This window comes from Streptomyces griseomycini (assembly GCF_014203535.1).
GTDB lineage: Bacteria > Actinomycetota > Actinomycetes > Streptomycetales > Streptomycetaceae > Streptomyces > Streptomyces griseomycini.
Genome location: NZ_JACHJI010000014.1, coordinates 69915 through 92628 on the forward strand (window position 1 = coordinate 69915; position 22714 = coordinate 92628).

19 protein-coding genes are annotated in these 22714 nt (G+C 73.6%); 8 read left to right on the forward strand and 11 right to left on the reverse strand.

The features are described 5' to 3' along the window. Positions 1-84 precede the first annotated feature (84 nt). The gene (locus tag FHS37_RS30545) at positions 85-576 is read right to left on the reverse strand and encodes a phage holin family protein (RefSeq protein WP_184827172.1); all 492 of its coding nucleotides are present in this window, start codon (positions 574-576) and stop codon (positions 85-87) included. Positions 577-684: 108 nt separating this feature from the next. Between FHS37_RS30545 and FHS37_RS30550 the strand changes: the two genes are divergently transcribed. Beyond that, on the forward strand, positions 685-1035 hold the full coding sequence (locus FHS37_RS30550; protein WP_184827175.1) for a VOC family protein: 351 nt from the start codon (positions 685-687) through the stop codon (positions 1033-1035). Positions 1036-1060: 25 nt separating this feature from the next. Here FHS37_RS30550 and FHS37_RS30555 read toward each other — a convergent pair whose 3' ends face one another. The 9 genes from FHS37_RS30555 to FHS37_RS30595 form a co-directional block, all read right to left on the reverse strand. Beyond that, the gene (locus FHS37_RS30555) at positions 1061-3028 is read right to left on the reverse strand and encodes a DUF5107 domain-containing protein (protein ID WP_184827177.1); all 1968 of its coding nucleotides are present in this window, start codon (positions 3026-3028) and stop codon (positions 1061-1063) included. 40 nt (positions 3029-3068) lie between these two features. Further along, entirely contained in the window at positions 3069-3968 is a 900-nt protein-coding gene (locus tag FHS37_RS30560; protein WP_184827179.1) for an arginase family protein, read from the reverse strand. A 78-nt stretch (positions 3969-4046) separates the two neighbouring features. Next, on the reverse strand, positions 4047-4601 hold the full coding sequence (locus FHS37_RS30565; RefSeq protein ID WP_184827182.1) for a GNAT family N-acetyltransferase: 555 nt from the start codon (positions 4599-4601) through the stop codon (positions 4047-4049). 119 nt (positions 4602-4720) lie between these two features. Next, positions 4721-5653, reverse strand: a complete 933-nt coding sequence (locus tag FHS37_RS30570; protein ID WP_184827184.1) for a S66 peptidase family protein — start codon at positions 5651-5653, stop codon at positions 4721-4723. Then, entirely contained in the window at positions 5650-7602 is a 1953-nt protein-coding gene (locus FHS37_RS30575; RefSeq protein ID WP_184827186.1) for a prolyl oligopeptidase family serine peptidase, read from the reverse strand. The genes FHS37_RS30570 and FHS37_RS30575 overlap by 4 nt, the downstream gene beginning before the upstream one ends. A 15-nt stretch (positions 7603-7617) precedes the next feature. Then, positions 7618-8922 (reverse strand): M20/M25/M40 family metallo-hydrolase, encoded by a 1305-nt coding sequence (locus FHS37_RS30580; protein WP_184827187.1) that lies wholly within the window; start codon positions 8920-8922, stop codon positions 7618-7620. Continuing rightward, positions 8915-9748, reverse strand: a complete 834-nt coding sequence (locus FHS37_RS30585; RefSeq protein WP_184827190.1) for a M55 family metallopeptidase — start codon at positions 9746-9748, stop codon at positions 8915-8917. Before FHS37_RS30585 ends, FHS37_RS30580 begins: the two co-directional genes overlap by 8 nt. A 338-nt stretch (positions 9749-10086) precedes the next feature. Next, positions 10087-12540, reverse strand: a complete 2454-nt coding sequence (locus FHS37_RS30590) for an MFS transporter (RefSeq protein WP_184827192.1) — start codon at positions 12538-12540, stop codon at positions 10087-10089. Positions 12541-12695: 155 nt separating this feature from the next. After that, a complete protein-coding gene (locus FHS37_RS30595) occupies positions 12696-13139 on the reverse strand; it encodes an SRPBCC family protein (protein ID WP_184827377.1) in 444 nt (147 codons plus the stop codon). A gap of 170 nt (positions 13140-13309) precedes the next feature. On the opposite strand from FHS37_RS30595, the gene FHS37_RS30600 reads away from it, so the two are divergent. The 4 genes from FHS37_RS30600 (at position 13310) to FHS37_RS30615 (ending at position 17121) form a co-directional block, all read left to right on the forward strand. After that, the gene (locus FHS37_RS30600; protein ID WP_184827194.1) at positions 13310-14347 is read left to right on the forward strand and encodes an Rv2578c family radical SAM protein; all 1038 of its coding nucleotides are present in this window, start codon (positions 13310-13312) and stop codon (positions 14345-14347) included. A 137-nt stretch (positions 14348-14484) separates the two neighbouring features. Then, positions 14485-16083, forward strand: a complete 1599-nt coding sequence (locus tag FHS37_RS30605) for an alpha/beta hydrolase (protein WP_184827196.1) — start codon at positions 14485-14487, stop codon at positions 16081-16083. Between the two features lie 56 nt (positions 16084-16139). Further along, the gene (locus tag FHS37_RS30610) at positions 16140-16538 is read left to right on the forward strand and encodes a RidA family protein (RefSeq protein WP_184827199.1); all 399 of its coding nucleotides are present in this window, start codon (positions 16140-16142) and stop codon (positions 16536-16538) included. Positions 16539-16578: 40 nt separating this feature from the next. Continuing rightward, positions 16579-17121 (forward strand): GNAT family N-acetyltransferase, encoded by a 543-nt coding sequence (locus tag FHS37_RS30615; protein WP_184827201.1) that lies wholly within the window; start codon positions 16579-16581, stop codon positions 17119-17121. A 5-nt stretch (positions 17122-17126) separates the two neighbouring features. On the opposite strand, the gene FHS37_RS30620 is transcribed toward FHS37_RS30615, so the two are convergent. Continuing rightward, entirely contained in the window at positions 17127-17732 is a 606-nt protein-coding gene (locus tag FHS37_RS30620; RefSeq protein WP_184827203.1) for an adenylosuccinate lyase, read from the reverse strand. Positions 17733-18172: 440 nt separating this feature from the next. On the opposite strand from FHS37_RS30620, the gene FHS37_RS30625 reads away from it, so the two are divergent. From FHS37_RS30625 to ccrA, 3 genes are all read left to right on the forward strand, one after another. Then, positions 18173-19978: a 3-hydroxyacyl-CoA dehydrogenase family protein gene (locus FHS37_RS30625; RefSeq protein WP_184827205.1), complete on the forward strand. Its 1806-nt coding sequence runs from the start codon at positions 18173-18175 to the stop codon at positions 19976-19978. Between the two features lie 163 nt (positions 19979-20141). Beyond that, the gene (locus FHS37_RS30630; RefSeq protein ID WP_184827207.1) at positions 20142-20954 is read left to right on the forward strand and encodes a TetR family transcriptional regulator; all 813 of its coding nucleotides are present in this window, start codon (positions 20142-20144) and stop codon (positions 20952-20954) included. Between the two features lie 405 nt (positions 20955-21359). After that, positions 21360-22703 (forward strand): crotonyl-CoA carboxylase/reductase, encoded by a 1344-nt coding sequence (gene ccrA / locus FHS37_RS30635; RefSeq protein ID WP_184827209.1) that lies wholly within the window; start codon positions 21360-21362, stop codon positions 22701-22703. The last annotated feature ends 11 nt before the right edge of the window (positions 22704-22714 follow it).

The window sequence follows — 22714 nt, forward strand, 5'->3', positions numbered from 1 at the left end:
TCGGATCCGGCCTGATCCAGACGAGAGGCCCCAGGAGGGAAGCGGACCGGGAAGCGTCAGTCGCGGGCTCCGCGCTCCCGGTGGTCACGCCCGCGGTGCTCCGGGGCCGCCACCGCCGTCAGCGCCGTCGTCGTCCGGCCGTCGCTGCGGTACGGCGCCCGTGGCGGGCGGGACGGACGGCATCGGCGGAACGGGCGCCGCGGTGCCGCCGGACGCCGCGCCGGCTCCGGGGACCGCGTGCCGCTGCCCGGGGACGGCGGCCCGCCCCTGGGCGGGCCGGGAGGGCGAGGGCCGGGCGGCGTTCCGCAGGACGAGGGCCAGAACGCCCAGGATCAGGGCCGTGATCAGCGCGGCGGCCCAGTCCGGCAGGACCAGGGCGAGCGCGAGCCCCGCGGCCAGGGCGACGGCCGCGCCCGCGTACAGGGCCACGGCACCGGACGCGGCGTACAACGCGGCCTTGCGGCGCTGCCGGCGCGTCTGTTCGCGCAGCTCGTCGCGTACGGTCTCGCGCGCCACCTGAGCCAGCTCGTCGATCAGGTGCTTGTCCAGATGCTCCAAGTGCTCCAAGCGCTGCATGGCCGCCGGGTACCCGGGGCCCGGGGCGGGTAACGCCGCCGGGTGCGGTGTGTGGAGATCGTCCGGGAGCGGTCCCCGGCCCGGTCCGGCCCAACTAGGCTCGTGTACATGGAGATTCTGGGTGCCACACTGCGCGTCTGCGTCGACGACATCGAGGCCGCCATCCCCTTCTACGAGCGGCTGGCGAACGGCCCGGCCCTCCGGTTCGAGCGGGGCGGCGTCCAGGTCGCCGCGGTGGGCTGCTTCCTGCTGATGAGCGGCCCCGCGACCGAACTGGAGGTGCTGCGCCGGGTCGCGGCGACGATCGCGGTGAAGGACGTGGAGGAGGCCCACCGGGTGCTGACCGAGCTGGGCGCCGACATCGTCGCGGGCCCGGTCCCCACCCCGGCGGGCCGCAACCTGATCGCGCGGCATCCGGACGGGGCGGTCTACGAGTACGTGGACCGCCACCACCCGTAGCCGGTCCGGTCACGATGCGGGCCGGTCACGGTGCGGGCCGCATGCGGAAGTCGTGGCGCTCCGGCAGCGGTTCACCGGTGAGTCCCGCCCACAGCCGTCCGATGGCCTCGTCCCCCTCCCGCAGGTCGGCGACCTCGAAGCCCGCGTCGAACACGGCGCGGGCCTCCTCGCGCCGCCCCTCGGCGAGCAGCAGCCCCGCCTCGATCAGCCGGAACCGTCCGCGCGCCCGGGTCCCGGAGTCCAGTCGCGTCCACACGGACCGCGCGTCCGCCGTGCGCCCCGCGGCGAGCAGCGCCTCGACCGCCTCCCGCCCGAGCGCGGCGGTGGCGGCGGTCCACGAACCGTCCGCGTCGTCGGCCTCGCCGCGCTGCCGCCACAGGTCGTCGAAGGCCTGCGCGTAGCGCTCCGCGGCCCGTTCGTGGTGGCGGGCCTCCTGGTCGGCGACCGCGAGGCAGCGCAGCACCGGCCACGCCGCCGGGGCCTGCCGCAGTCCCCGCTCCCAACTGCGCACCGCCTGGGCGAGGTCACCGGCGTGCCACTGGGCGACGCCGAGGTGGTACTCGGTGAGCGGGGTGGCGGGTGCCGTCTCGAGCATGTCCCGCCAGTGCCGGGCGACCAGCGTCCCGCCCGGCGGCCGACTGTCCGGCGGCTCGGGGAAGGAACCGGCGCGCAGCAGGTGCAGCCAGGGTTCCTGTTCCTCGCCCAGGGTGGTCTCGTCGAAGGGCGTGCCGGGCAGCTTCCAGCCGGCCCGCAGCACTTCCAGCGCGCCCCAGCCGGAACCGGTGGCGAGCCGCTCGCCGGGTCCGGTGTCGGCGCACGGCCGCCAGGCGGTGTGGGCGGCGTCGACGTCGGCACGGGGCAGGACCGCTTCGAGCCGGTCCTCCGCCTCGCGCAGCACACCGGTCCACTCCCCGTCCGGCCGCGTCTCGAAGGGGCCGTACGCCTCCAGCCAGGACACCTCGCTCTCGGCCTCCAGCCGCACGTGTTCCAACTGGGTGCGGGTGAGCCCGGCCTGGATCTCGCAGTAGCCGCCGGTGCCGGGCTCGGTGAGCCACTCCTGCCAGCGCCGTCCGCCGGGTCCCCTCCCCCACACGAACAGCTTCCGGCCGCGCAGCGCGTCGGTCGAGGTCTGCACGAGACCGTGGCCGTCGGCGTCCAGGGCGGCGATCCAGCGCCTGCGCCCCGCGGGCACCTCGTAGAAGTAGTCGGCCGCGTAGGTGCTGTTGGGCGGGTAGGTGCGGTCGGTCCCGTCGTACTCCGGGACGGGCACCCGGCGCAGTCGCCGCTCGTAGCCGAAGTGCCAGGCCTCCTCGGCGGGAGCGAGGACGCGGCACTCCTCGGGGACGGCGGTGTTGGACCACCAGTAGGTCGGCACCGGCTTCTCGTGCGGATTGCGGATCCGGACGCCGGCGTACAGGAAGTCCGAGCCCTCCGGGAGCCACAGGTCGACCTGGAAGGGCAGGTCGCGCAGCCGCTCCCATTCCCACAGGCGCAGCATCTGACCGCCGTCGGGGGCGGGGACGCGGGCGGCGTGCACGGGTGCGCAGGACAGGGTGGTGTGGCCGGTGGCGCCGATGTTCCACTCGATGCCGCCGGAGAACCAGGCGCCGTTGAGGGCGAAGTTGGCGGGCTGGAACACCGGGTTGCGGTAGAGGAGTTCACGACCGGTGGGCTTGTGGACGAGGGAGCCGATCCGGCCGCCGAGGGCGGGCAGCACGGTGGCGCGCAGCCGGTCGTTCTCGATCACGAGGGCGTCGACGGAGCGGGGTTCGCGCCGGCGGTCGTAGCCGTCGCGGACGGGGACGGGCAGCAGACTGTGCAGGGGGGCGTAGCCGATCTGCCGGGCCATGTCGCGCGGCAGGTCCTCCTTGTCGCGGTCCTCGATCCGGTGCGTCTCGTCGAGGGGCCGCAGCGGGGGCAGCGGGTTGTCGGGGCCCAGGGGCGCGGCGGGCAGCGTCAGTACCTCACGTCGGATCGTCGTCACGATCTCCATGGAAGCCGCCGCCGGCCCGCCTGAACAGGGGCGCCACGGGTCAGGATTGCGCAAAGGCGGACACCACCGTGTCGGCGAGGAGCGCGCCGGCCGTCGCGTCCGGGTCGAGGTCGGGGTCGTAGATGGTGACGGTGAGGCCGACGCAGTGCGGTGAGGCGAGCAGCGGGCGCAGCAGGGCGACGAGTTCGTCGGGGTCGAGACCGTCCGGGTCGGGGCTGTCGACGGCGGGCATGACGGACGGGTCGAGAACGTCGGCGTCCAGGTGCACCCAGAAGCCGTCGAGCCGGGGCGCGGCGTACGACAGGGCGGTGGCGCGGGCGAGCGCGTCGGCGCCCCATGCGCGCAGGTCGCCGACGGTGACGACGGGGATCTTCAGGGCGGCGAGTTCGGCGCGCTCCTCCTCGAAGTAGTCGCGGATGCCGAAGAACCGCACGTCCTCGTCGCGCAGGTAGGGCCTGAGCCCCTCCAGGTCGGTGAGGTCCTCCTGGCCTCGTCCGGTGGCCAGTGCGACCTCCTCGCCGCCGGCCGCGCCGACGCGGTCGGAGTTGCCGGGGTGCCGGAAGTCCGGGGAGGCGTCGACCGCGACCAGGCCGTACCGGCCGATGCGGCGCAGGGCGAGCGAGGCGCCGAGCTGGACGGAGCAGTCGCCGCCGAGGACGACGGTCAGGTCACCGGCGCGGACGTGGTGCTCGACGCGGTCGGCGAGCTTGCGGGTGTAGGCGGCGAGGGCGGCCGCGTTGAAGACGCCGTCGCCCTCCTGCCAGTCGCCCCGGTCGTAGCGCGGCGGCACCACCACCCCGCCCTCCGTGGCCTTCAGCCGCTGCACGATCCGCTGCTCGCGCAGTGCGCCGGCGAGCTTGTGGCAGCCGGGCACGGTGCCGGGGGCGGGCGGCCGCAGGCCCAGGTTGGAGGGGGCGTCCACGACGACGATGTTCCGCATGTCGATCATCCTCGCCGACGGCGGTCCCGTCTTCAACGGCGTTGCGCGGTCCGGCGGACGGCACCCGGTCGTGTGCCGTCAGTCCGGGATCGTCATCTCGCTGGTGATCGCCCAGCGTTCGTGGTCGCGCCAGGCCCCGTCGATGAAGAGCATCTTCGGCGAGAAGCCCTCGAGGCGGAACCCGCAGGCGCGGGCCAGGGCGATGGACGCGGCGTTGCCGGGCTGCACGTTGATCTCCAGCCGGTGCAGCCGCATCGGGCCGAAGGCGTGGCGCACGACGAGGCCCAGCCCCTCGCGCATCAGCCCGCGCCCCGCCGCGTGCGCGAAGGCGCCGTAGCCGAGCGCACCGCACAGGAAGCCGCCCTCGACGATGTTGTTGATGTTGATGAACCCGGCGAGGGCGCCGTCCGCCTCCTTCTCGCAGACCAGGAACCCCGCCTTGGTGGGGTCCTCGATCAGCCGCCCCGCGTACGCGGAGTACGCCCCGGCGCTGTCCGGCGGGAACAGCCACGGGTGGTGCAGGTCCTTGCTCTCCCGGACGCGGGCGGTGAACTCGGCGCCGTCCGCGTGGGTGAAGTGGCGTATGCCCACGCGGGGGCCCTCGGCGAGGTAGCGTGAAGCGGTGTGCGGCATCCTGCCACCCTACGACGGGCCCGCCGGACCCGCGCGGGACTCCGGTGTCCCCGCCCCCGCGCGACGCGGCGCGACCGGCGCGGCGCGGCACGGCAACGACCCGGCGCCGTGCGGGCCGTTCAGACCAGCGCCGGCTCGTCCAGCGTGAGCGTCCCCGCGTCCGCGTCGAGTTCCGCCGCGACGCCGAAGGGCACGGTGAGCGCGTCGTCGCAGTGCCCGAACCCGAACTGCTCGGCCACCGGTACGCCGAGGCCGCCGAGCCGGTCGGCGAGCAGCGCCCGCACCCCGTCGTACGGCTCGCACTGTGCCCAGGACCCGAGCAGCAGCCCCGCGACCCCGTCCAGCCAACCGGCCCGCAGCAGCTGGGTGAGGTAGCGGTCCAGCCGGTACGTCTCCTCCCCGACGTCCTCCAGGCACAGCAGCCCGCCCCGCGCGGAGGGTCTGGCGTGCGGGGTGCCGAGGTCGGCGGCGAGGAGGGAGAGGCACCCCCCGAGCGTGACCCCGCGCGCCCGCCCGGGGACGAGCGCGGTGCCGCCGGAGCGGATGGCGCGGACGGTCTCGGGGGCGAAGAGGGTGGCCCTGAGGTGGTCCTGCGCCCGCGCGTTCTTGACGAAGTCGACGCCCGCGGCCATCGGGCCGTGCAGCGTGACCAGGCCGAGCCGGACCGCGAACGCCTCGTGCAGCGCGGTGATGTCGCTGAAGCCGACGAACACCTTCGGTCCGGCCGCCCGCATCGCGGTCCAGTCGAGCAGGTCGACCATGCGCTGCACGCCGTAGCCGCCGCGGGCGCAGACCACCGCGTCGACGGCCGGGTCGCACCACGCGGACTGCAGGTCGGCGGCCCGGTCGGCGTCGGCGCCCGCCAGGTAGCCGAACTCGCCGTGCCGGTCCAGGACGTGGGGTGCCACCACCGGGTCGAGGCCCCAGCCGCGCAGCACGTCGAGCCCGGCCCGGAGCCGCTCCTCGGGCACCGGACCGCTGGGCGCGACGACGGCCACCCGGGCGCCGGGGGCGAGCCGGGCCGGCCGCCGCAGCGGTTCCACCCGGCTCATTCCGCGAGCTCCAGGGTCGGGATCCCGGGCACCTTCAGCCCGAACACCTGGGCGTACAGGGACAGTTCCGCCTCGAGTGCGCGCACCATGGTCTCCGCGCGGCGGAATCCGTGCCCCTCCCCCTCGAAGGTGAGGTAGGCGTGCGGTACCCGCTTGCCGGCCAGCCGGGCCAGGAACCGCTCGCACTGCACGGGCGGGCAGATCACGTCGTCCAGGCCCTGGAGCAGCACGAACGGCGCGGTGAGCCGGTCGGCGTGGGTGCCGGGCGAGCGTTCCTCGTACCGCTCGGGGACCTCGGCGCGCGGACCGATCAGGGTCTCCAGGTACTGGGACTCGAAGTCGTGGGTCTCCCCCGTGCCCCAGCCGGTGAGGTCGAGCACCGGGTAGATGATGGTGCCGCAGGCGTAGACGTCGGTCGTGGTGAGGGAGGCGGCCGTGGTCCATCCGCCGGCGCTGCCGCCCCGGACGGCGAGCCGCTCGCGGTCGGCGGTGCCCTCGTCGGCGAGGGCCAGCGCGACGGCGGCGCAGTCCTCGACGTCGACCACGCCCCACTGCCCGCGCAGCCGGTTGCGGTAGGCGCGCCCGTACCCGGTCGAGCCGCCGTAGTTGACCTCGGCGACGCCGATGCCGCGCGAGGTGAAGTAGGCGATCTCCAGGTCGAGCACGAGCGGGACCCGGCCGGTGGGGCCGCCGTGCGCCCAGATCACGTACGGGGGCTTCTCGTCCGCGGGCCCGGCGTACCCGGGGTTGTGCGGCGGGTAGACGTGGGCGTGGATCTCGCGGCCGTCCGGCCCGGTGAACGTGCGGCTGTGCGGCTCGGGGTAGTACGCGGGGTCCACGGCGTCCTCGTGCGCGGAGCCGATCACCCGGGCCCGGCCCGTCCTGGTGTCCAGCTCCACCACCTCGTGGGCGCTGCGCGGGCCGGCCCCGACGGCGACGACCCGCTCGCCGTGCGCCGCGACGGTGGGCGCGAACTCGGTCCAGGGACCGACGGCGTCGACGACCTCGCCGGTCTCGGGGTCGAGCACGCCGAGGGCGGCGGCGCCCCGGCCGTGCAGGACGGCGATCAGGCCGCCGTCCAGCGGGGCGAACCAGCGGTGCCCCAGTTTCCACAGCGGTCCGCCGAACTCCTCCTCGCGCGGGCAGACCGCCTCCCCGTCCCGGTAGAGGTTCCACCAGCCGGTGCGGTCGCTCGCGTACAGCAGCCGGCCGTCGTGGGTCCAGTCGGCCTGGGCGACGGACTCCTCCGGTCCGCCGGCGACCGTCCGGGCGCCCCGGAGGGTGCCGTCGGGAGCGACGTCGGCGAGGAGCAGTTCGGTGCCGTCCCACGGCATGCGCGGGTGGTCCCAGGCGATCCAGGCGGCGCGCCGCCCGTCCGGCGAGAGGCGCGGCCCGGTGACGAACCGGTGCCGGTCGTCGGTCAGTTCGCGCACGGCGTCCCGGTCCTCGGCGGCGGAGCCGTCCAGCGGTACGGCGGCCAGGACGCGGCGCACGTCGCTGGGGCCGTCCCCGGTGAACTCCTCCAGGACGCACCACACCTCGCCGCGCTCCGGCAGCAGCACCGGCTCGGCCCAGCGCAGTCCCAGCCCGACCGGGGACACCGGGGTGAGCGGGCGCGGTTCACCGCCCGGCCCGTACCGGTACAGGCGCTGGTCGGCGAAGTTCACGAACACCACGAGCGGGCCGTCGTCGCGCACGGTCCCGGCCCAGGGGAGGCCGCCGTACTCGATGACCCGGCTGCGCACGTTCCACGGCGCGGGCAGCACGGACTCCTCCGTGCCGTCGTCGCGCCGCCGCACCAGGGTGCGCCGGCCGCCCTCGGCGGGCCGGGGTTCGGTCCACCACACCTCGTCCCCGACGAAGCCCGCGAACTCCGGGCTGCCGTCGTGCGCCGCGGCGGTGGCCGCGTCGATGGGCGAGGGCCACTCGCCGTACGTCAGGGTCTGCACCGTCTCCCCCACTGCTCAGGCCGTCCGCAGGAACCGGTCGAGGACGCGGACGCCGAAGTGGAGCGCCTCGACCGGGACGCGCTCGTCGACCCCGTGGAACAGGGCCTGGTAGTCGAGGTCCTCCGGCAGCTTCAGCGGCGCGAACCCGTAGCCGGTGATGCCGAGCCGCGAGAACTGCTTCGCGTCGGTGCCGCCGGACATGCAGTACGGCACCACGTGCCCCTCGGGCGCGAACTCCTCCACGGCCGCCCGCATCCGGGCGAACGTCGGCGAGTCCACCGGTGCCTGGAGGGCCACCTCGCGGTGGTGGAACTCCCAGTCCACGTCCGGCCCGGTGAGCCGGTCCAGGGTGGCGCGGAACTCGTCCTCGGCGCCGGCCAGGAAGCGGCCGTCGACGTACGCGACGGCCTGCCCGGGGATCACGTTGACCTTGTAACCGGCGTCCAGCATCGTCGGGTTGGCGCTGTTGCGGACGGTGGCCTCGACGAGCTTCCCGGCGGTGCCGAGCTTGTCCAGCAGCGCGTCCACGTCGGTCAGGTCCGTCTCGATGCCGTACACGGCGGCGAGTTCGGTGAGCGCGGCCCGTACGGTCGGGGTGAGCCGCAGCGGCCAGTCGTGCTCGCCGATGCGGGTGACGGCGGCGGCCAGGCGGGTCACCGCGTTCTCCCGGTTGACCTTGGAGCCGTGCCCGGCCCGGCCGCGCGCGGTGAGCTTCAGCCAGCCCGTGCCGCGCTCGCCGGCCGCGATCGGGTACAGCTGCCGCCCGTCGCCGTCGTGGAAGGTGAACGCGCCCGACTCGCTGACGCCCTCGGTGCAGCCCTCGAAGAGGTGGGCGTGCCGGTCGGCGAGGAACCCGGAGCCGTCCTCGGCGCTGTCCTCCTCGTCGGCGGTGAAGGCGATGACGACGTCCCGCCGGGGCCGCACGCCGTTGCGCGCCCAGTCCCGCACCACGGCGAGGATCATCGCGTCCATGTTCTTCATGTCGACCGCGCCGCGCCCCCAGACGACCCCGTCGCGGACCTCCCCGGAGAACGGGTCGACGCTCCAGTCGGCGGCCTCGGCCGGCACGACGTCCAGGTGGCCGTGGAGGAGCAGCGCGTCGGCCGACGGGTCGCTGCCCTCCAGCCGCGCGACGACGTTGGTCCGGCCCGGGGTGCGTTCGAGGAGCACCGGTTCCAGTCCCGCCTCGGCGAGCCGCGCGGCGGCGTACTCGGCGGCGGGCCGCTCCCGGCAGTCACCGCCGCCCCGGTTGGTGGTGTCGATCCGGATCAGGTCGGACGTGAACGCCACGACCTCGTCCAGGGCCCGCTCGTCAGCCATACTGCTCCTCCACCGCGGCCGAGGCGATCGTGGTGACCGCCTTGAAGGTGCGGATTCCGTCGTACATGGTCGCGCTCGTGTACGCGACCTTCCGCTCACCGGTCCGGGCCACGCCCGGCACGACGGTCGCGGCCATCGCCAGGTGCTCGGCGTCGAACTCCACCGCGACGGTGAACGGCCCGCCGTCGACCGGTTCCCGGCGCACCGCCAGCGCGGCCGCCTCCTTCGCCGCCGCGCGGATGTCGGCGGCCGTCCGGGACGGTGTGCGGCAGACCGCGGCGTACCGCGACACGTGGTCCTTGACGGCGACCTTCAGCGCCTCGGGCGCGTAACCGAGCGCGTCCTCGCACGCGACGTCGTCGCCGGTGACCAGCACCACCGGCACCCCGTACTCGGCGACCACGTGCGCGTTGAGCAGCCCCTCGCTGGCCCGTACGTCGTTCACCCACACGCCGGTGATGGAGTTGGCGAGGAAGGTGTGGGCGAGGACGCCCTCCATGCCCGCGCCGGCGTGGTAGCCGACGAACGCGATGCCGTCGACGTCGCCGTGCTGCACGCCCTCGACCATGGACAGGGACTTGTGCCGCCCGGTGAGCATCTGCGCCCGCTCGTCCAGCTGCTCCAGCAGCAGGTTGCGCATGGTCCAGTGGGCCTCGTTGATCAGCACCTCGTCGGCGCCGCCGTCGAAGAAGCCCTGCACGGCCGCGTTGACGTCCGAGGTGAACATCGACCGGCACCGCTCCCACTGGGGAGTCCCCGGCAGCACGTCGGCCGGCCAGGTGACGCCGGTGGCGCCCTCCATGTCGGCGCTGATGAGGATCTTCATGCGGCACACGCTACGTGGTCCGGCCGAATCCCTGCCAGCCTGCGGATGACTCCCCACTGGTCCAGACCTGTGACGGCCCGGCCCGGCGGGGATCCGGGCCCGTCCACCGTGCACACCCTACGCGGCGCCTCCCGCCACGTACCAGGTGGACGGCGGTTCGACGCGGGCGCCGTCCGGCGACGCCCGGGCCGGGCGGGATCCCGGGGAGCCGACGGGCCGGGTCCCCGGAGCCGGGGAGGTCGGTGTGCAGCGCGTCCGCGTCGGCGGCCGGCGCCCCGGGAACCGCCCGCGGGGCCCGCACCGGCGTGTACGCGTGTGCCCCCGCGCGGGCGGCCGGCTCAGTCCTCGTGCCCCAGCTGGAGGTCGCGTTCCGTACGGCCGCCGCCGGCGACCTGGAGCACGGTCGCGACCGGAGGGTAACCGGCGGCGATGACGGTGTACTCGCCCGAGGAGAGGTCGACGAACCGGAAGGTCCCGTCGGGACCGGTGGTGAGGGTGTCGACGACGTTGCCCGCCGCGTCCAACAGGGTCACGCGCGCCTCCTCCACGGGCCGTCCGCCGCCGGCCCGCACCGTGCCGCGCAGCACCGCGCCGCCGGCGAGCTCGACGTCCTGGCGGGTCTCGCGGGCCGCCTGGACGGTGACGGGGAGGGCGGCCGGGCGGAAGGCGGGCGCGCTCGCGGCGAGGGTGTACTCGCCGGCCACCAGCTCGGTGATGACGTAGCCGCCCTCCCGGCCGCTGCGGGTACTGGCGACGACCTCCCCGTGGACGTTGGTGAGCGTGACGGCGGCGTCCCGCACCGGGGTGCCGTCGGCGGTGAGGACGCTGCCGGCGAGACGGCCCGCGCCGCCGAGGACGACGTCGAGCTCGACGGGCCGCTCGCCGACGGTCACGGAGACCGCCTGCGGCTGGTGGCCGCCCGCGGCGGCGATCAGGACGTACGATCCGGGGCCGGGCGTGGCCAGCGCGTACCGCCCGTCCTCGCCGCTGGCGCCCCGCCCGGTCTGCTGTCCGGTGACGTCGATGAGGGTGAGCGCCGCGCGCGGCACGGCGGTCCCGTCGGGATGCTGCACGGTGCCGCAGACGGGGATGCCGCCGGCGTACGGCGGGCGGGGCGGGGTGGGGGTCCCCCCGCCCGCGGGGCGGGGGACGGACGGTGACCCGTACGCCGTGAGGTGCGGGGCTTCCTGTACCGGGTCGACGGCGGGGGCGTTGTGGGACACCAGTGGTTTCTCCTTGAGGAAGAAGGCGATGAGCAGGCCGAGGACGAGCACCGGCACCAGGTAGAGGAAGATGCGCGGCATGGCGTCGGCGTACGCCCGGATGTAGGCGTCGCGCAGCTCGGGCGGCAGCGCGTGCACGAGCTGCGGGGTGATCGATTCGGCGTCGGGCGGCGCGGCGCCCGCGTGGGCGGGCAGGTGTGCGTCGAGCGCGTCGGTGAGCCGGCCGGCGAAGAGGGTGCCGAAGACGGCGGCGCCGACGCTGCCGCCGATCTGCCGGAAGTAGTTGTTGGCGCTGGTGGCGGTGCCCAGGTCGGAGGGGCGCACGGAGTTCTGCACGGCGAGGACCAGCACCGGCATCACCATGCCGATCCCGGTGCCGAGCACGGCCGTCCAGATGCTGTAGTGCAGTCGCGGCGTGCCGGTCTCGAGGCGGGACAGCAGCCACATGCCGACGACGGAGAGGGCGGAGCCGAGGATGGGGTGGAGCCGGTAGCGGCCGGTGCGGCTGATGAGGTGTCCGGAGACGATCGAGGCGCCGACGATTCCGGCCATCATGGGCAGCATCAGCAGCCCCGACTCGGTGGCGGTGGCCCCGTCGACCATCTGCAGGTACGTCGGCAGGTAGCCGGCCGCGCCGAACAGGGCGACGCCGACCACCAGGCCCACCAGACCGGTGACGTTGAAGACGGAGTCCCGGAACAGCCGGAGCGGGATGAGGGGTTCGACGGCGAAGCGCTCGACGACCAGGAAGAGGACGGTGGCCGCCGCGGCGCCCGCGCCGAGGCCGAGGACGACGCGGGAGTCCCACGCGTACTCGGTGCCGCCCCAACTGGTCAGCAGCACCAGGCAGGTGGAGGCGGCGGCCAGCAGCAGGCAGCCGAGGACGTCGAGACGGGGCCGCGCGGCCGGCTTCGGGAGCTTGAGCACGACGGCGACGACGGCCAGGGTGACGATCCCGAAGGGCACGTTGATGTAGAAGCACCAGCGCCAGGAGAGGTGGTCGGTGAAGTAGCCGCCGAGCAGCGGTCCGGCGACCGACGCGAGGCCGAAGGCGGCGCCGATCAGTCCCATGAAACGGGCGCGCTCCCGCGCGGGCACGATGTCCGCGATGATCGCCTGGACGCCGATCATCAGGCCGCCCGCGCCGACGCCCTGCACCGCGCGGTAGGCGATCAGCTGGTCCATGGTCGACGCGCGGCCGGCCAGCGCGGAGCCGACGACGAAGACGACGATCGCGAACTGGAAGACGCCCTTGCGGCCGAGCAGGTCGCCGAGCTTGCCGTAGATCGGCAGGCCGATGGTGGCGGTGAGCAGGTAGGCGGTGATCGCCCAGGACATCCTGTCCAGCCCGTGCAGCTCACCGACGATCTCCGGGAGCGCGGTGGCGACGATCATCTGCTCCAGGGCGGCGAGCAGCAGCGCCAGCATCAGGGCGAGGAAGACCAGCCGCACGCGGCGGGGACCCAGCCCCGGGCCCGTGACCGGTTCCGGGGCCGGTGGCGGGCCCCCGGCCGGCGGTGCCGTGACCGCCGTGGCCGGTTCGTCCTGCGTCAGAGTGGTCCCGCCCACGTGCCGCTCCCCTCGTCGCACTGCCGCACAATTCCCGCGCGAAGGCGACAACTACGAGCAAGCACGACGAGTTACGGGACGCGGAAGGAACAAGAAGGGATCACCCGAACCGGTGAGAAGCCGACTTCCGCCCGGTTCCCGGGACCTGGCGTGCCCTACTTCTCGACCTCGGCGGCCAGCCGGGCCAGCACGGCGTCGTGGATGCGGGCGAGGCCCTTGGGCGCGAAGGTCTTCTCGAAGAAGCCGCCGATGCCGCCGGCGCCCTGCCAGGTGGTGGTCACGACGACCCGGGACCTGCCCTCGCCGGCCGGGGTGACCCGCCAGGTGGTGACCATGGTGGAGTTGCGGTCCTTCTCGACCAGTTCGCCGTCGCTCGGCTCGGTGACCTCCAGGAGGCAGTCGCGGACGCGCTTGCTGGTGGCCTGGAGCTTCCAGTGGACGAGGGTGCCCTCGCCGTCGCCGCCCTCGCGGACCTCGTACTCGCTGTACTGCTCGGGCAGCACCTTCGCGCGCGTGCCGCTGTAGTCGGCGAGGGCGTCGAACACCGTTTCCGCGTCCGCCGCGACGATCCGCTCCGTAGTGGACTCGACCTGCGCCATCGCTTTCCTCCAGGGCATGGGTTCTCAGGGTCGGGGCAAGCCAACCACCCCTCGTCCGGCCGCCCAAATCGGGGGTCCGTTTGTGATCGGAAGGGTGACCGAAGATGTCGTTCGCACGATCAAGGGAACATTTGTTCTATTCTGTGGCCCAGTGCTACCGAGGAGGCGTCATGCGCTGGGAGAACCTCGCCGCGGGCTCCGAACACAGCCGGGCCGACGCCGCGCTGTTCGGCGCGGAGGCGGTGACCACCCGCACCATCGACACGCCGGAGTTCCGCGGCGTCACCTTCCACGAGATCCGGGCCCGCTCGATCGTCAACCGGGTGCCCGGGGCCTCCCGCATGCCGTTCGAGTGGACGGTCAACCCCTACCGGGGCTGCACGCACGCGTGCGTGTACTGCTTCGCCAGGAAGACGCACGGCTACCTGGACCTCGACACCGGCCTCGGCTTCGACAGCCAGATCGTGGTCAAGGTGAACGCCCCCGAACTGCTGCGCCACCGGCTCGCCTCCCGCCACTGGCAGGGCGAGCACATAGCGATGGGCACGAACGTCGACTGCTACCAGCGCGCGGAGGGCCGCTACCGGCTGATGCCGGGCATCCTCGCCGCCCTGCGCGACCACGCGAACCCCTTCTCGATCCTCACCAAGGGCACCCTGCTCCTGCGCGACCTGGAACTGCTGGAACAGGCCGCCGAGGTGACCGACGTCGGCGTCTCGGTCTCCGTGGGCTTCACCGACGAGCGGCTGTGGCGCACGGTCGAGCCGGGCGCGCCCGCGCCGGAGCGCCGGCTGGAGGTCGTCCGGACGCTCGCCGAGCACGGCCTCGACTGCGGGGTCCTGATGGCGCCGGTGATCCCGTTCCTGAGCGACGGGCCGGACCAACTGCGGGCCACCGTACGGGCGGTCGCCGCCGCCGGCGCCACCTCCGTCACCCCCCTGGTCCTGCATCTGCGGCCCGGCGCCCGCGAGTGGTTCACCTCCTGGCTCGGACAGCACCACCCGTACCTGGTGGACCGCTACGAGCGGCTGTACGCGGAAGGCGCCTACGCCCCGAAGTGGTACCAGCGCCGGATCACCCGTCAGGTCCACGAGCTGGCCCGGGAGTACGGCATCGGTCCCGCGCGCGGGGGGACGCCGCGGCGGACCGGGACGCCCGGTCCGGCCGAGGCCCCGCTGTCCGGGCCGACCCAACTCTCGCTCACCTAGGAGCATTCGAGCGCATTCGGCAGCGCAATCGGGTCAAGAACCGATCGAATGCGTTCGCCCGGTGCCCTCTCCCCGGGACGATGCGGCGTGGACCGCGAGCCTCGCGGTCGCAGCCCCTCCGTCCCCGGGAGGACCCCATGAGGAAACGCGCAGCCGTGCTGTGCGGTGCCGTCGTCGTCATGGCCGCGGGTCTCACGGCCGTGCCCGCCGAGGCGGGCGCTCCGCGGACCGCGGACACCGCTGACACCACGGACGCCTTCCGTGCCGCGGAACCCGTGTGGAAGAAGTGCGCCACCGAGAACCACCCGACCCTGCAGTGCGCGTCCGTCGAGGTGCCGCTCGACCACGCCGACCCCGACGGGCGGAGGATCACGCTCGCGCTGTCCCGTGTCCCGCACACCGCGAAGGAGTACCAGGGTCCCCTGCTGGTGAATCCGGGCGGCCCCGGCGGCAGCGGTCTGCGGCTCGCCGGGTTCGTCGCCGCCTCGCTGCCCGAGAAGGTGGCCGCCCAGTACGACGTCATCGGCTTCGACCCGCGCGGGGTGGGCGCGAGCGAGCCCGCGCTGGACTGCGCGCCGGACCACTTCGCCCCGGTGCGCCCGGACCCGGTGCCGACCTCGCCCGCGGTGGAGCGGGCCAACCTCGCGCGCGTGAAGTCCTTCGCCGAGGCCTGCGGCAGGAAGCACGCGGATCTGCTGCCGCACATCGACACGGTCAGTGCGGCGCGCGACCTGGACGTGATCCGGCGGGCCCTGGGCGCGAAGGAGATCAATTACTTCGGTTACTCCTACGGCACCTACCTGGGCGCCGTCTACGCCAAGCTGTTCCCGGAGCGGGTGCGGCGCCTGGTCCTGGACTCGGTGGTCGACCCCACCGAGGTGTGGTACGACGCCAACCTGAGTCAGGACCGCGCCTTCAACGACCGCCACCGCGCGTTCCTGGCCTGGGTCGCGAAGCACGACGCGCGGTACCGGCTCGGCATCGACCCGGAGGAGGTCGAGGCCGAGTGGTACGCGATGCGCGCGGCCCTGAAGGAGGAGCCGGCCGGCGGCACGGTGGGCCCCGCCGAACTGGAGGACACCTACGTCCCGGCCGGCTACTACAACGGCTACTGGCCCTACCTCGCGGAGGCGTTCGCGGCGTACGTGAACGACGACGACGCCGAGCCGCTGGTCGAGGCGTACGAGGACTTCGGTGCCGTCGACGCCTCCGGCGACAACGGCTACAGCGTCTACACCGCCGTGGAGTGCCGGGACGCCGCCTGGCCGCGCGACTGGCGGCAGTGGCACAAGGACAACTGGGAGACGTACGAGCGGGCGCCGTTCATGACCTGGAACAACGCCTGGTACAACGCGCCGTGCGCGTTCTGGCCGACCGGGTCCCTGCGGCCGGTGCGCATCGTCAACGGCGAGCTGCCGCCGGCGCTGCTGTTCCAGGCGACGCACGACGCGGCGACCCCGTACCGGGGCGCCGTCACCGTCCACCACCTGCTGGCGCGGTCCCGCCTGGTGGTCGAGCAGGGCGGCGGCAACCACGGCGTCACGCTGAGCGGGAACGACTGCCTGGACGAGCACCTGGCGGCCTACCTGAAGGACGGGACCGTGCCGCGCGGCGGTCGCGGTGAGGCCGACGCGGTGTGCGCGGCGCTGCCGGACCCGAAGCCGCCGACGTCGAAGGCGGCACCGCCGACCGCACGCGGCGCGGCCCTGCACGGCCTGCTGGGCTTCCGCGGCTGAGCAGTCGTCCGGCCGTCGGGAGCGGGCGCGTCGGACCCGTGATCCATCATGGGGCCATGAGCGAACCGATCAGGATCCCCGCCCCCGACGGGGTGTTCCCCGCCTCCCAGTACTCCCACGTCGTCACGGGCACCGGCCGGGTGGTCGCCGTCTCCGGCCAGTTGGCCCTCGACGAGGAGGGCAAGGTGGTCGGCGAGGGCGACGCCGGGGCCCAGGCCCGTCAGGTGTTCGAGAATCTGAGGCGCTGTCTGGCAGCCGCCGGTGCGACCTTCGACGACGTCGTGAAGCTCACCTTCTTCGTCACGGACATGGCGCACATGCCCGCCGTCCGCGCCGCCCGCGCCGAGCACATACCCGACGACCGGCTGCCCGCCGCGTCCGCCGTCCAGGTGGCGGCCCTGGTCCGCCCGGAGTTCCTGATGGAGATCGAGGCGCTCGCGGTCGTCCCCGGATAATCCCGGGCCGATCGCGGCCGCGGTCGCCTAGAGTCCCGCCATGAACGGCGACCGTCTCGACATCCGTGCCATGACCGTGGCCGACTGCGACCGCGTGGCGGAGATCCGCGTGCGCGGCTGGCAGCACGCCTATCGCGGGCTCGTCCCGCAGCCGTACCTGGACGGCCTCGACGTGGCGGCGGACGCCGAACGCCACCGTGAACGCCTCCTGAGCGGCGACGGCAGCGCGGTGAACCTGGTCGCCGAGGCCGACGGCGGCGAGCTCGCCGGGTGGGCCGCGTTCGGGCCGTACCGGGACGGCGACACGCGCACCGAGGACGCCGAGCTGTACGCCCTGTACCTGCTCCCCGAGCGCATCGGCCGGGGTGTGGGACGGGCGCTGCTCGGCGAGGCGGTCCGCCGCTGCTCCGCCGCCGGCCACGCCCGCATGTACCTGTGGGTCCTCAGGGGCAACACCCGCGCCCGCCGCTTCTACGCGTGCGCGGGGTTCTGTGCGGACGGCGCCGAGGAGCCCTTCGAGGTGGGCGGGGTCTCGGTGCCCGAGGTGCGGTACGCGAAGGATCTGGCCGCGGTCCGCGGCTGACGGGGCTATCGCCGTCCGGGCGTCCGCCGCCGGGAGGACTTCCGCCCCGGGATCCGGGCCAGCGCGCGTACCGCCGCCTCGGCCAGCGCCGGGTGGGCCAGGGACTCGTTCAGCACCGGTTCGGCGCGGGCGTCGCCGAGCTCGCCCAGTCCCTCCACGCAGGCGAGGGCCACCCGGCGGTACGGGTCGTGCGGGTGCAGACGCCGCTGCAGCGTGGTGATCAGGGCGGGCACGGCCTCGGGGGCGCGGAGCCGGACCAGGAGGCGCACCGGGTGCAGGGCGTAGGCGACCCGCAGTTCGTTGGTGGCGAGGGCGGCGGCGGCCCGGGCGGTGCGCGGGTCGCCGAGGCGGGCGAGGGCGTGGGCGGCGGCCGCGCAGCGGGGCGGGTCGCGGTGGTTGAGGAGGAGCACCAGGGCCTCGAAGGCCCGTCGGTCACCCGCGAGTCCCAGCCGGAACGCGGCCAGTTCCCGGGCCCACAGCGGCTGTCCCGGTTCGGTGAGGACGGCGGCCAGGGTGTCGAGGTCCCCGGTCGCCACGAGACGCTCGTACGTCTCCGACGCGCCCGCCTCCGCCCGTAAGCGTTCCGTGAGCGATCGCAACTCTTCGTCCATGCACCAGAGATTAGGCGTCCGGTGGGCCGCCCGGGACGTACATCACACACACGGGGGCTGGCGCGCTCGTTACCCGCGAGTTAAGCTCAGACGAGCGAGTTACCCACTCGCGCCCCTCCTCACGGCGGTCTGGTGACGCGGCCGCCGGTGGGGGCACCTCCCACGCCCTCGAGGCAGTGGGGGACGCAGTCGGTTCGGTACCGCCGTGTACCGCAGTACGACTCGGTCCCGGGACAGGGCCGGTCGGACCCGCCGTCGTTCCAGGGCGTGTGCACGCCCTCCCCGCTCCCGGCCCCGCCGGGCCCGGGGACCCTCCGACGGCACCGGGCGTGTGCGCTCGCAGCCCGGCAACACCCGCACTTCGCACGCACGCACCCGGTGCGCCCCTCGGCGCACCCGGGTGTGTTTCCCGTCGTCACCCTCATTCCTGGAGTCCCGCGATGGCCACTCCCCTGTCCGACACCCCTCTGTCCCCGCTCCGGACCGTCGCCGTCGTCGGCCTCGGCACGATGGGCACCGGCATCGCCGAGGTCCTGGCCAAGGCCGGCCGCACGGTCGTCGGCATCGACATCATCGAGGCCCAGGCCGCGCAGTGCGTCGCCGCCCTGGAGGCCTCGACCGCCCGTGCCGTGGAGCGCGGGCGGCTGACCGAGCAGGAGCGCGCCGACGCCCTCGCCCGCGTGACCACCTCCACCGACCTCACGGCGGCGGCCGACGCCGATCTGGTGATCGAGGTGGCGCCGGAGTCGTACGAGGTCAAGCAGCAGCTCTTCCGCGAACTGGACGGGATCGTGCGGCCGGAGGCCATCCTGGCGACCGGCACCAACGCCCTGTCCGTCACCCGTCTCGCCGCCGACTCGGCCCGCCCCGAGCGGGTGCTGGGCATGCACTTCTTCAACCCCGCCCCGGCGATGAAGCTGGTGGAGATCGTCTCCTCCGTGCTGACCGCCCCGGCGGCCGTCACCGCGGTCACCGACCTCGCCCTGGACCTCGGCAAGGAGCCCGTCGCGGTCGGCGACCGGCCCGGATTCGTCGCCGACGGGCTGCTGTTCGGCTACCTCAACCAGGCCGCCGCGATGTACGAGGCCAACTACGCCTCCCGCGAGGACATCGACGCCGCGATGCGGCTCGGCTGCGGCCTGCCCATGGGCCCGCTGGCGCTGCTCGACCTGATCGGCATCGACACCGCGCGCACGGTGCTGGAGGCCATGTACGCCGCGTCCCACGACCGGCTGCACGCCCCGGCCCCGATCCTCGGGCAGCTCAGCGAGGCGGGCCTGACGGGCCGCAAGGCGGGGCGCGGCTTCTACACCTACGAGGCACCGGGCAGCGGGACCGTCGTGCGCGACGCCCTGACCCCGCCGGAGGGCGGTTCCCCCACCGCCGGCCGTCCGGTGCGCTCGGTGGGTGTCGCGGGTTCCGGCACCATGGCCTCCGGCATCGCCGAGGTCTTCGCCAAGGCCGGCTACGAGGTGGTCCTGGCCGCCCGCAGCGAGGAGAAGGCGCAGGCGGCCAAGGCCCGCATCGGCAAGTCCCTCGCGCGCTCCGTCGACAAGGGCCGGACGACCGCCGGGGCCGCGGCCGAGACCCTCGAGCGGATCCGCCCGACCGGCACCTACGACGACTTCGCCGACGTCGACCTCGCGGTCGAGGCGATCGCCGAGGACCTGGAGGTCAAGCAGCAGCTGTTCGCGACGCTGGACAAGGTCTGCAAGCCGGGCGCGGTGCTCGCCACCACCACCTCCTCCCTCCCGGTCGTCGCCTGCGCCCGCGCCACCTCGCGCCCGCAGGACGTGATCGGCATGCACTTCTTCAACCCGGCGCCGGCCATGAAGCTGGTCGAGGTCGTGCGCACGGTGCTGACCGCCGACGACGTGCACGCGACGGTGCGCGAGGTCTGCCGGAAGATCCGCAAGCACGCCGTGGACTGCGGTGACCGGGCCGGGTTCATCGTCAACGCGCTGCTGTTCCCGTACCTCAACAACGCGGTCAAGATGGTGCAGGACCACTACGCGTCCCTGGACGACATCGACGCCGCGATGAAGCTGGGCGGCGGCTATCCGATGGGCCCCTTCGAGCTGCTGGACGTCGTCGGGCTGGACGTCTCGCTCGCCATCGAGAAGGTCCTGCACCGCGAGTTCCGCGACCCGGGTCTGGCCCCGGCGCCGCTGCTGGAGCACCTGGTGGCCGCGGGCTGCCTCGGCCGCAAGACCGGCCGTGGCTTCCGCGAATATGCCAAGCGCTGAGCGGCCTCCCGGCGAGCGGTTCCAGGACGGCGTCCAGTGGGGCGGGCTGCTCGATCCCGACCGGCTCCCGCCGTCCGCCCGCACCGGGTCTCCCCCGCCCGCCGGGGGCGGGGGGACCCGTGGTCATGCGCATCGAGCTGCGCACATGCAGTACGTTCGGGGCATGTCCCAGCCCGCCAAGTCCGTACGTACACCCGCCACGACCGAGCCGCCGGAGAGCGCCGCAGGCTCTCGCGCCGCCGCCCAGCGGCTGAAGATGCGCCGGGAACTGGCGGCCGCCGCGATGGAGCTGTTCGCGACCAAGGGGTACGAGGCGACCACCGTCGACGAGATCGCGGCCGCCGCCGGCGTCGCCCGCCGCACCTTCTTCCGCCACTTCCGGTCCAAGGAAGAGGCGATCTTCCCCGACCACGACGACACCCTGGTCCGCGCGGAGGCGGTGCTCAACGCCGCACCCGCGCACGAGCATCCGCTCGACACGGTGTGCCGCGGCATCAAAGAGGTCATGAAGATGTACGCGGCGCGGCCGGAGATCTCGGTCGCCCGCTACAAGCTGACGCGCGAGGTGCCCACCCTGCGCGAGGCGGAGATCGCGTCGGTGGCGCGCTACGAGCGCCTGTTCACCCGCTACCTGCTCGGCCACTTCGACGAGCACGCGCACGACGACGACGCCAACGACGACCCGCTGCTGGCGGAGGTCGCCGCGTCCGCCGTGGTCACCGCCCACAACCACGTGCTGCGGCGCTGGTTGCGGGCCGGCGGCCAGGGGGACGTGGAGGCCCAGCTCGACCACGCCTTCGCGATCGTCCGCAAGACCTTCGGGAGCGGCATCATGGCGGGCCGCCGCACCGCGGCACCGCAGCCGCCCGCGGCCCCGGGGCCGGCGCACGGCGAGGTGCTGGTCACCGTCGCCCGCACCGACGCCCCGCTGGACGAGGTGATGCGGGCCATCGAGCAGGCCCTGAAGGAGCGCTGAACGCACCTTCGGCCCGTGTTCCAGGGCACTTCACCACTGTGATGACGGCCACCCCACCGGGTGGCCGTTTTGCCATGTCAGGGCCCCTTTTCGCACGCCCTCCGCGGCCCGTTCGATCGATCATCGCTCATCTGTTGCGTAAAGATTTCATCTGAGAGCAAGTTCTGGCACGCAGTGCCTTGTCCAATGACACGGCGTGCCATACGTTGAAGGAGTCCGGGCGGCTGTCCCGGCGGGCCCACCGCCCGCACGTCCGGACGCCTGCGTCACAGGCACCCTCCCGCGCACACCAAGCGCTGCCGAAGCACCACCGCCGGACCGACGGCAGACCCCGAACCCTCAGCAGCACACCGACGTAACCCTCAGCGCCCCTCCCTCAGGGCGCTCATCGCCGGAGGCAACACCGTGACCATCAAGGACATCCTGGACGCGATCCAGTCGCCCGACTCCACGTCGGAGGACTTCGCCGCCCTGCCGCTCCCCGAGTCGTACCGCGCGATCACCGTGCACAAGGACGAGACGGAGATGTTCGCGGGCCTCGAGACCCGCGACAAGGACCCGCGCAAGTCGATCCACCTCGACGACGTGCCGCTGCCCGAACTCGGCCCGGGCGAGGCCCTGGTGGCCGTCATGGCCTCCTCGGTCAACTACAACTCGGTGTGGACCTCGATCTTCGAGCCGCTTTCGACGTTCGGCTTCCTGGAGCGCTACGGCCGCACCAGCGAGCTGGCCAAGCGCCACGACCTGCCGTACCACATCATCGGCTCCGACCTCGCGGGCGTCGTGCTGCGCACCGGCCCCGGCGTCAACTCCTGGAGGCCCGGCGACGAGGTCGTCGCGCACTGCCTGTCCGTCGAGCTGGAGTCGTCGGACGGCCACAACGACACGATGCTCGACCCCGAGCAGCGCATCTGGGGCTTCGAGACCAACTTCGGCGGTCTCGCCGAGATCGCGCTGGTCAAGTCCAACCAGCTGATGCCCAAGCCGGACCACCTGAGCTGGGAGGAGGCCGCCGCTCCCGGCCTGGTCAACTCCACCGCCTACCGGCAGCTGGTCTCCCGCAACGGCGCCGGCATGAAGCAGGGCGACAACGTCCTCATCTGGGGCGCGAGCGGCGGACTCGGCTCCTACGCCACCCAGTTCGCGCTGGCCGGCGGCGCCAACCCGATCTGCGTCGTCTCCAGCGAGCAGAAGGCCGCCATCTGCCGGTCGATGGGCGCCGAGGCGATCATCGACCGCAGCGCCGAGGGCTACAAGTTCTGGAAGGACGAGAACACCCAGGACCCGAAGGAGTGGAAGCGCTTCGGCAAGCGCATCCGCGAACTCACCGGCGGCGAGGACATCGACATCGTCTTCGAGCACCCCGGCCGCGAGACCTTCGGCGCCTCGGTCTACGTCACCCGCAAGGGCGGCACCATCACCACCTGTGCCTCGACCTCGGGCTACATGCACCAGTACGACAACCGCTACCTGTGGATGTCGCTGAAGCGCATCATCGGCTCGCACTTCGCCAACTACCGCGAGGCCTGGGAGGCCAACCGGCTCATCGCCAAGGGCAGGATCCACCCGACCCTGTCGAAGGTGTACGCGCTCGAGGACACCGGCCAGGCCGCCTACGACGTGCACCGCAACCTCCACCAGGGCAAGGTCGGCGTGCTCTGCATGGCGCCGGAGGAGGGCCTCGGCGTGCGCGACCACGAGAAGCGCGCGAAGCACATCGACGCCATCAACCGCTTCCGGAACATCTGAGGACACCGGAG

Excerpts from the sequence above, each read along its gene's own strand:
- FHS37_RS30545 (WP_184827172.1), bottom strand. The coding sequence starts at position 576 with ATGCAGCGCTTGGAGCACTTGGAGCATCTGGACAAGCACCTGATCGAC.
- FHS37_RS30550 (WP_184827175.1), top strand. The coding sequence starts at position 685 with ATGGAGATTCTGGGTGCCACACTGCGCGTCTGCGTCGACGACATCGAG.
- FHS37_RS30555 (WP_184827177.1), bottom strand. The coding sequence starts at position 3,028 with ATGGAGATCGTGACGACGATCCGACGTGAGGTACTGACGCTGCCCGCC.
- FHS37_RS30560 (WP_184827179.1), bottom strand. The coding sequence starts at position 3,968 with ATGCGGAACATCGTCGTCGTGGACGCCCCCTCCAACCTGGGCCTGCGG.
- FHS37_RS30565 (WP_184827182.1), bottom strand. The coding sequence starts at position 4,601 with ATGCCGCACACCGCTTCACGCTACCTCGCCGAGGGCCCCCGCGTGGGC.
- FHS37_RS30570 (WP_184827184.1), bottom strand. The coding sequence starts at position 5,653 with ATGAGCCGGGTGGAACCGCTGCGGCGGCCGGCCCGGCTCGCCCCCGGC.
- FHS37_RS30580 (WP_184827187.1), bottom strand. The coding sequence starts at position 8,922 with ATGGCTGACGAGCGGGCCCTGGACGAGGTCGTGGCGTTCACGTCCGAC.
- FHS37_RS30585 (WP_184827190.1), bottom strand. The coding sequence starts at position 9,748 with ATGAAGATCCTCATCAGCGCCGACATGGAGGGCGCCACCGGCGTCACC.
- FHS37_RS30595 (WP_184827377.1), bottom strand. The coding sequence starts at position 13,139 with ATGGCGCAGGTCGAGTCCACTACGGAGCGGATCGTCGCGGCGGACGCG.
- FHS37_RS30600 (WP_184827194.1), top strand. The coding sequence starts at position 13,310 with ATGCGCTGGGAGAACCTCGCCGCGGGCTCCGAACACAGCCGGGCCGAC.
- FHS37_RS30605 (WP_184827196.1), top strand. The coding sequence starts at position 14,485 with ATGAGGAAACGCGCAGCCGTGCTGTGCGGTGCCGTCGTCGTCATGGCC.
- FHS37_RS30610 (WP_184827199.1), top strand. The coding sequence starts at position 16,140 with ATGAGCGAACCGATCAGGATCCCCGCCCCCGACGGGGTGTTCCCCGCC.
- FHS37_RS30615 (WP_184827201.1), top strand. The coding sequence starts at position 16,579 with ATGAACGGCGACCGTCTCGACATCCGTGCCATGACCGTGGCCGACTGC.
- FHS37_RS30620 (WP_184827203.1), bottom strand. The coding sequence starts at position 17,732 with ATGGACGAAGAGTTGCGATCGCTCACGGAACGCTTACGGGCGGAGGCG.
- FHS37_RS30625 (WP_184827205.1), top strand. The coding sequence starts at position 18,173 with ATGGCCACTCCCCTGTCCGACACCCCTCTGTCCCCGCTCCGGACCGTC.
- FHS37_RS30630 (WP_184827207.1), top strand. The coding sequence starts at position 20,142 with ATGTCCCAGCCCGCCAAGTCCGTACGTACACCCGCCACGACCGAGCCG.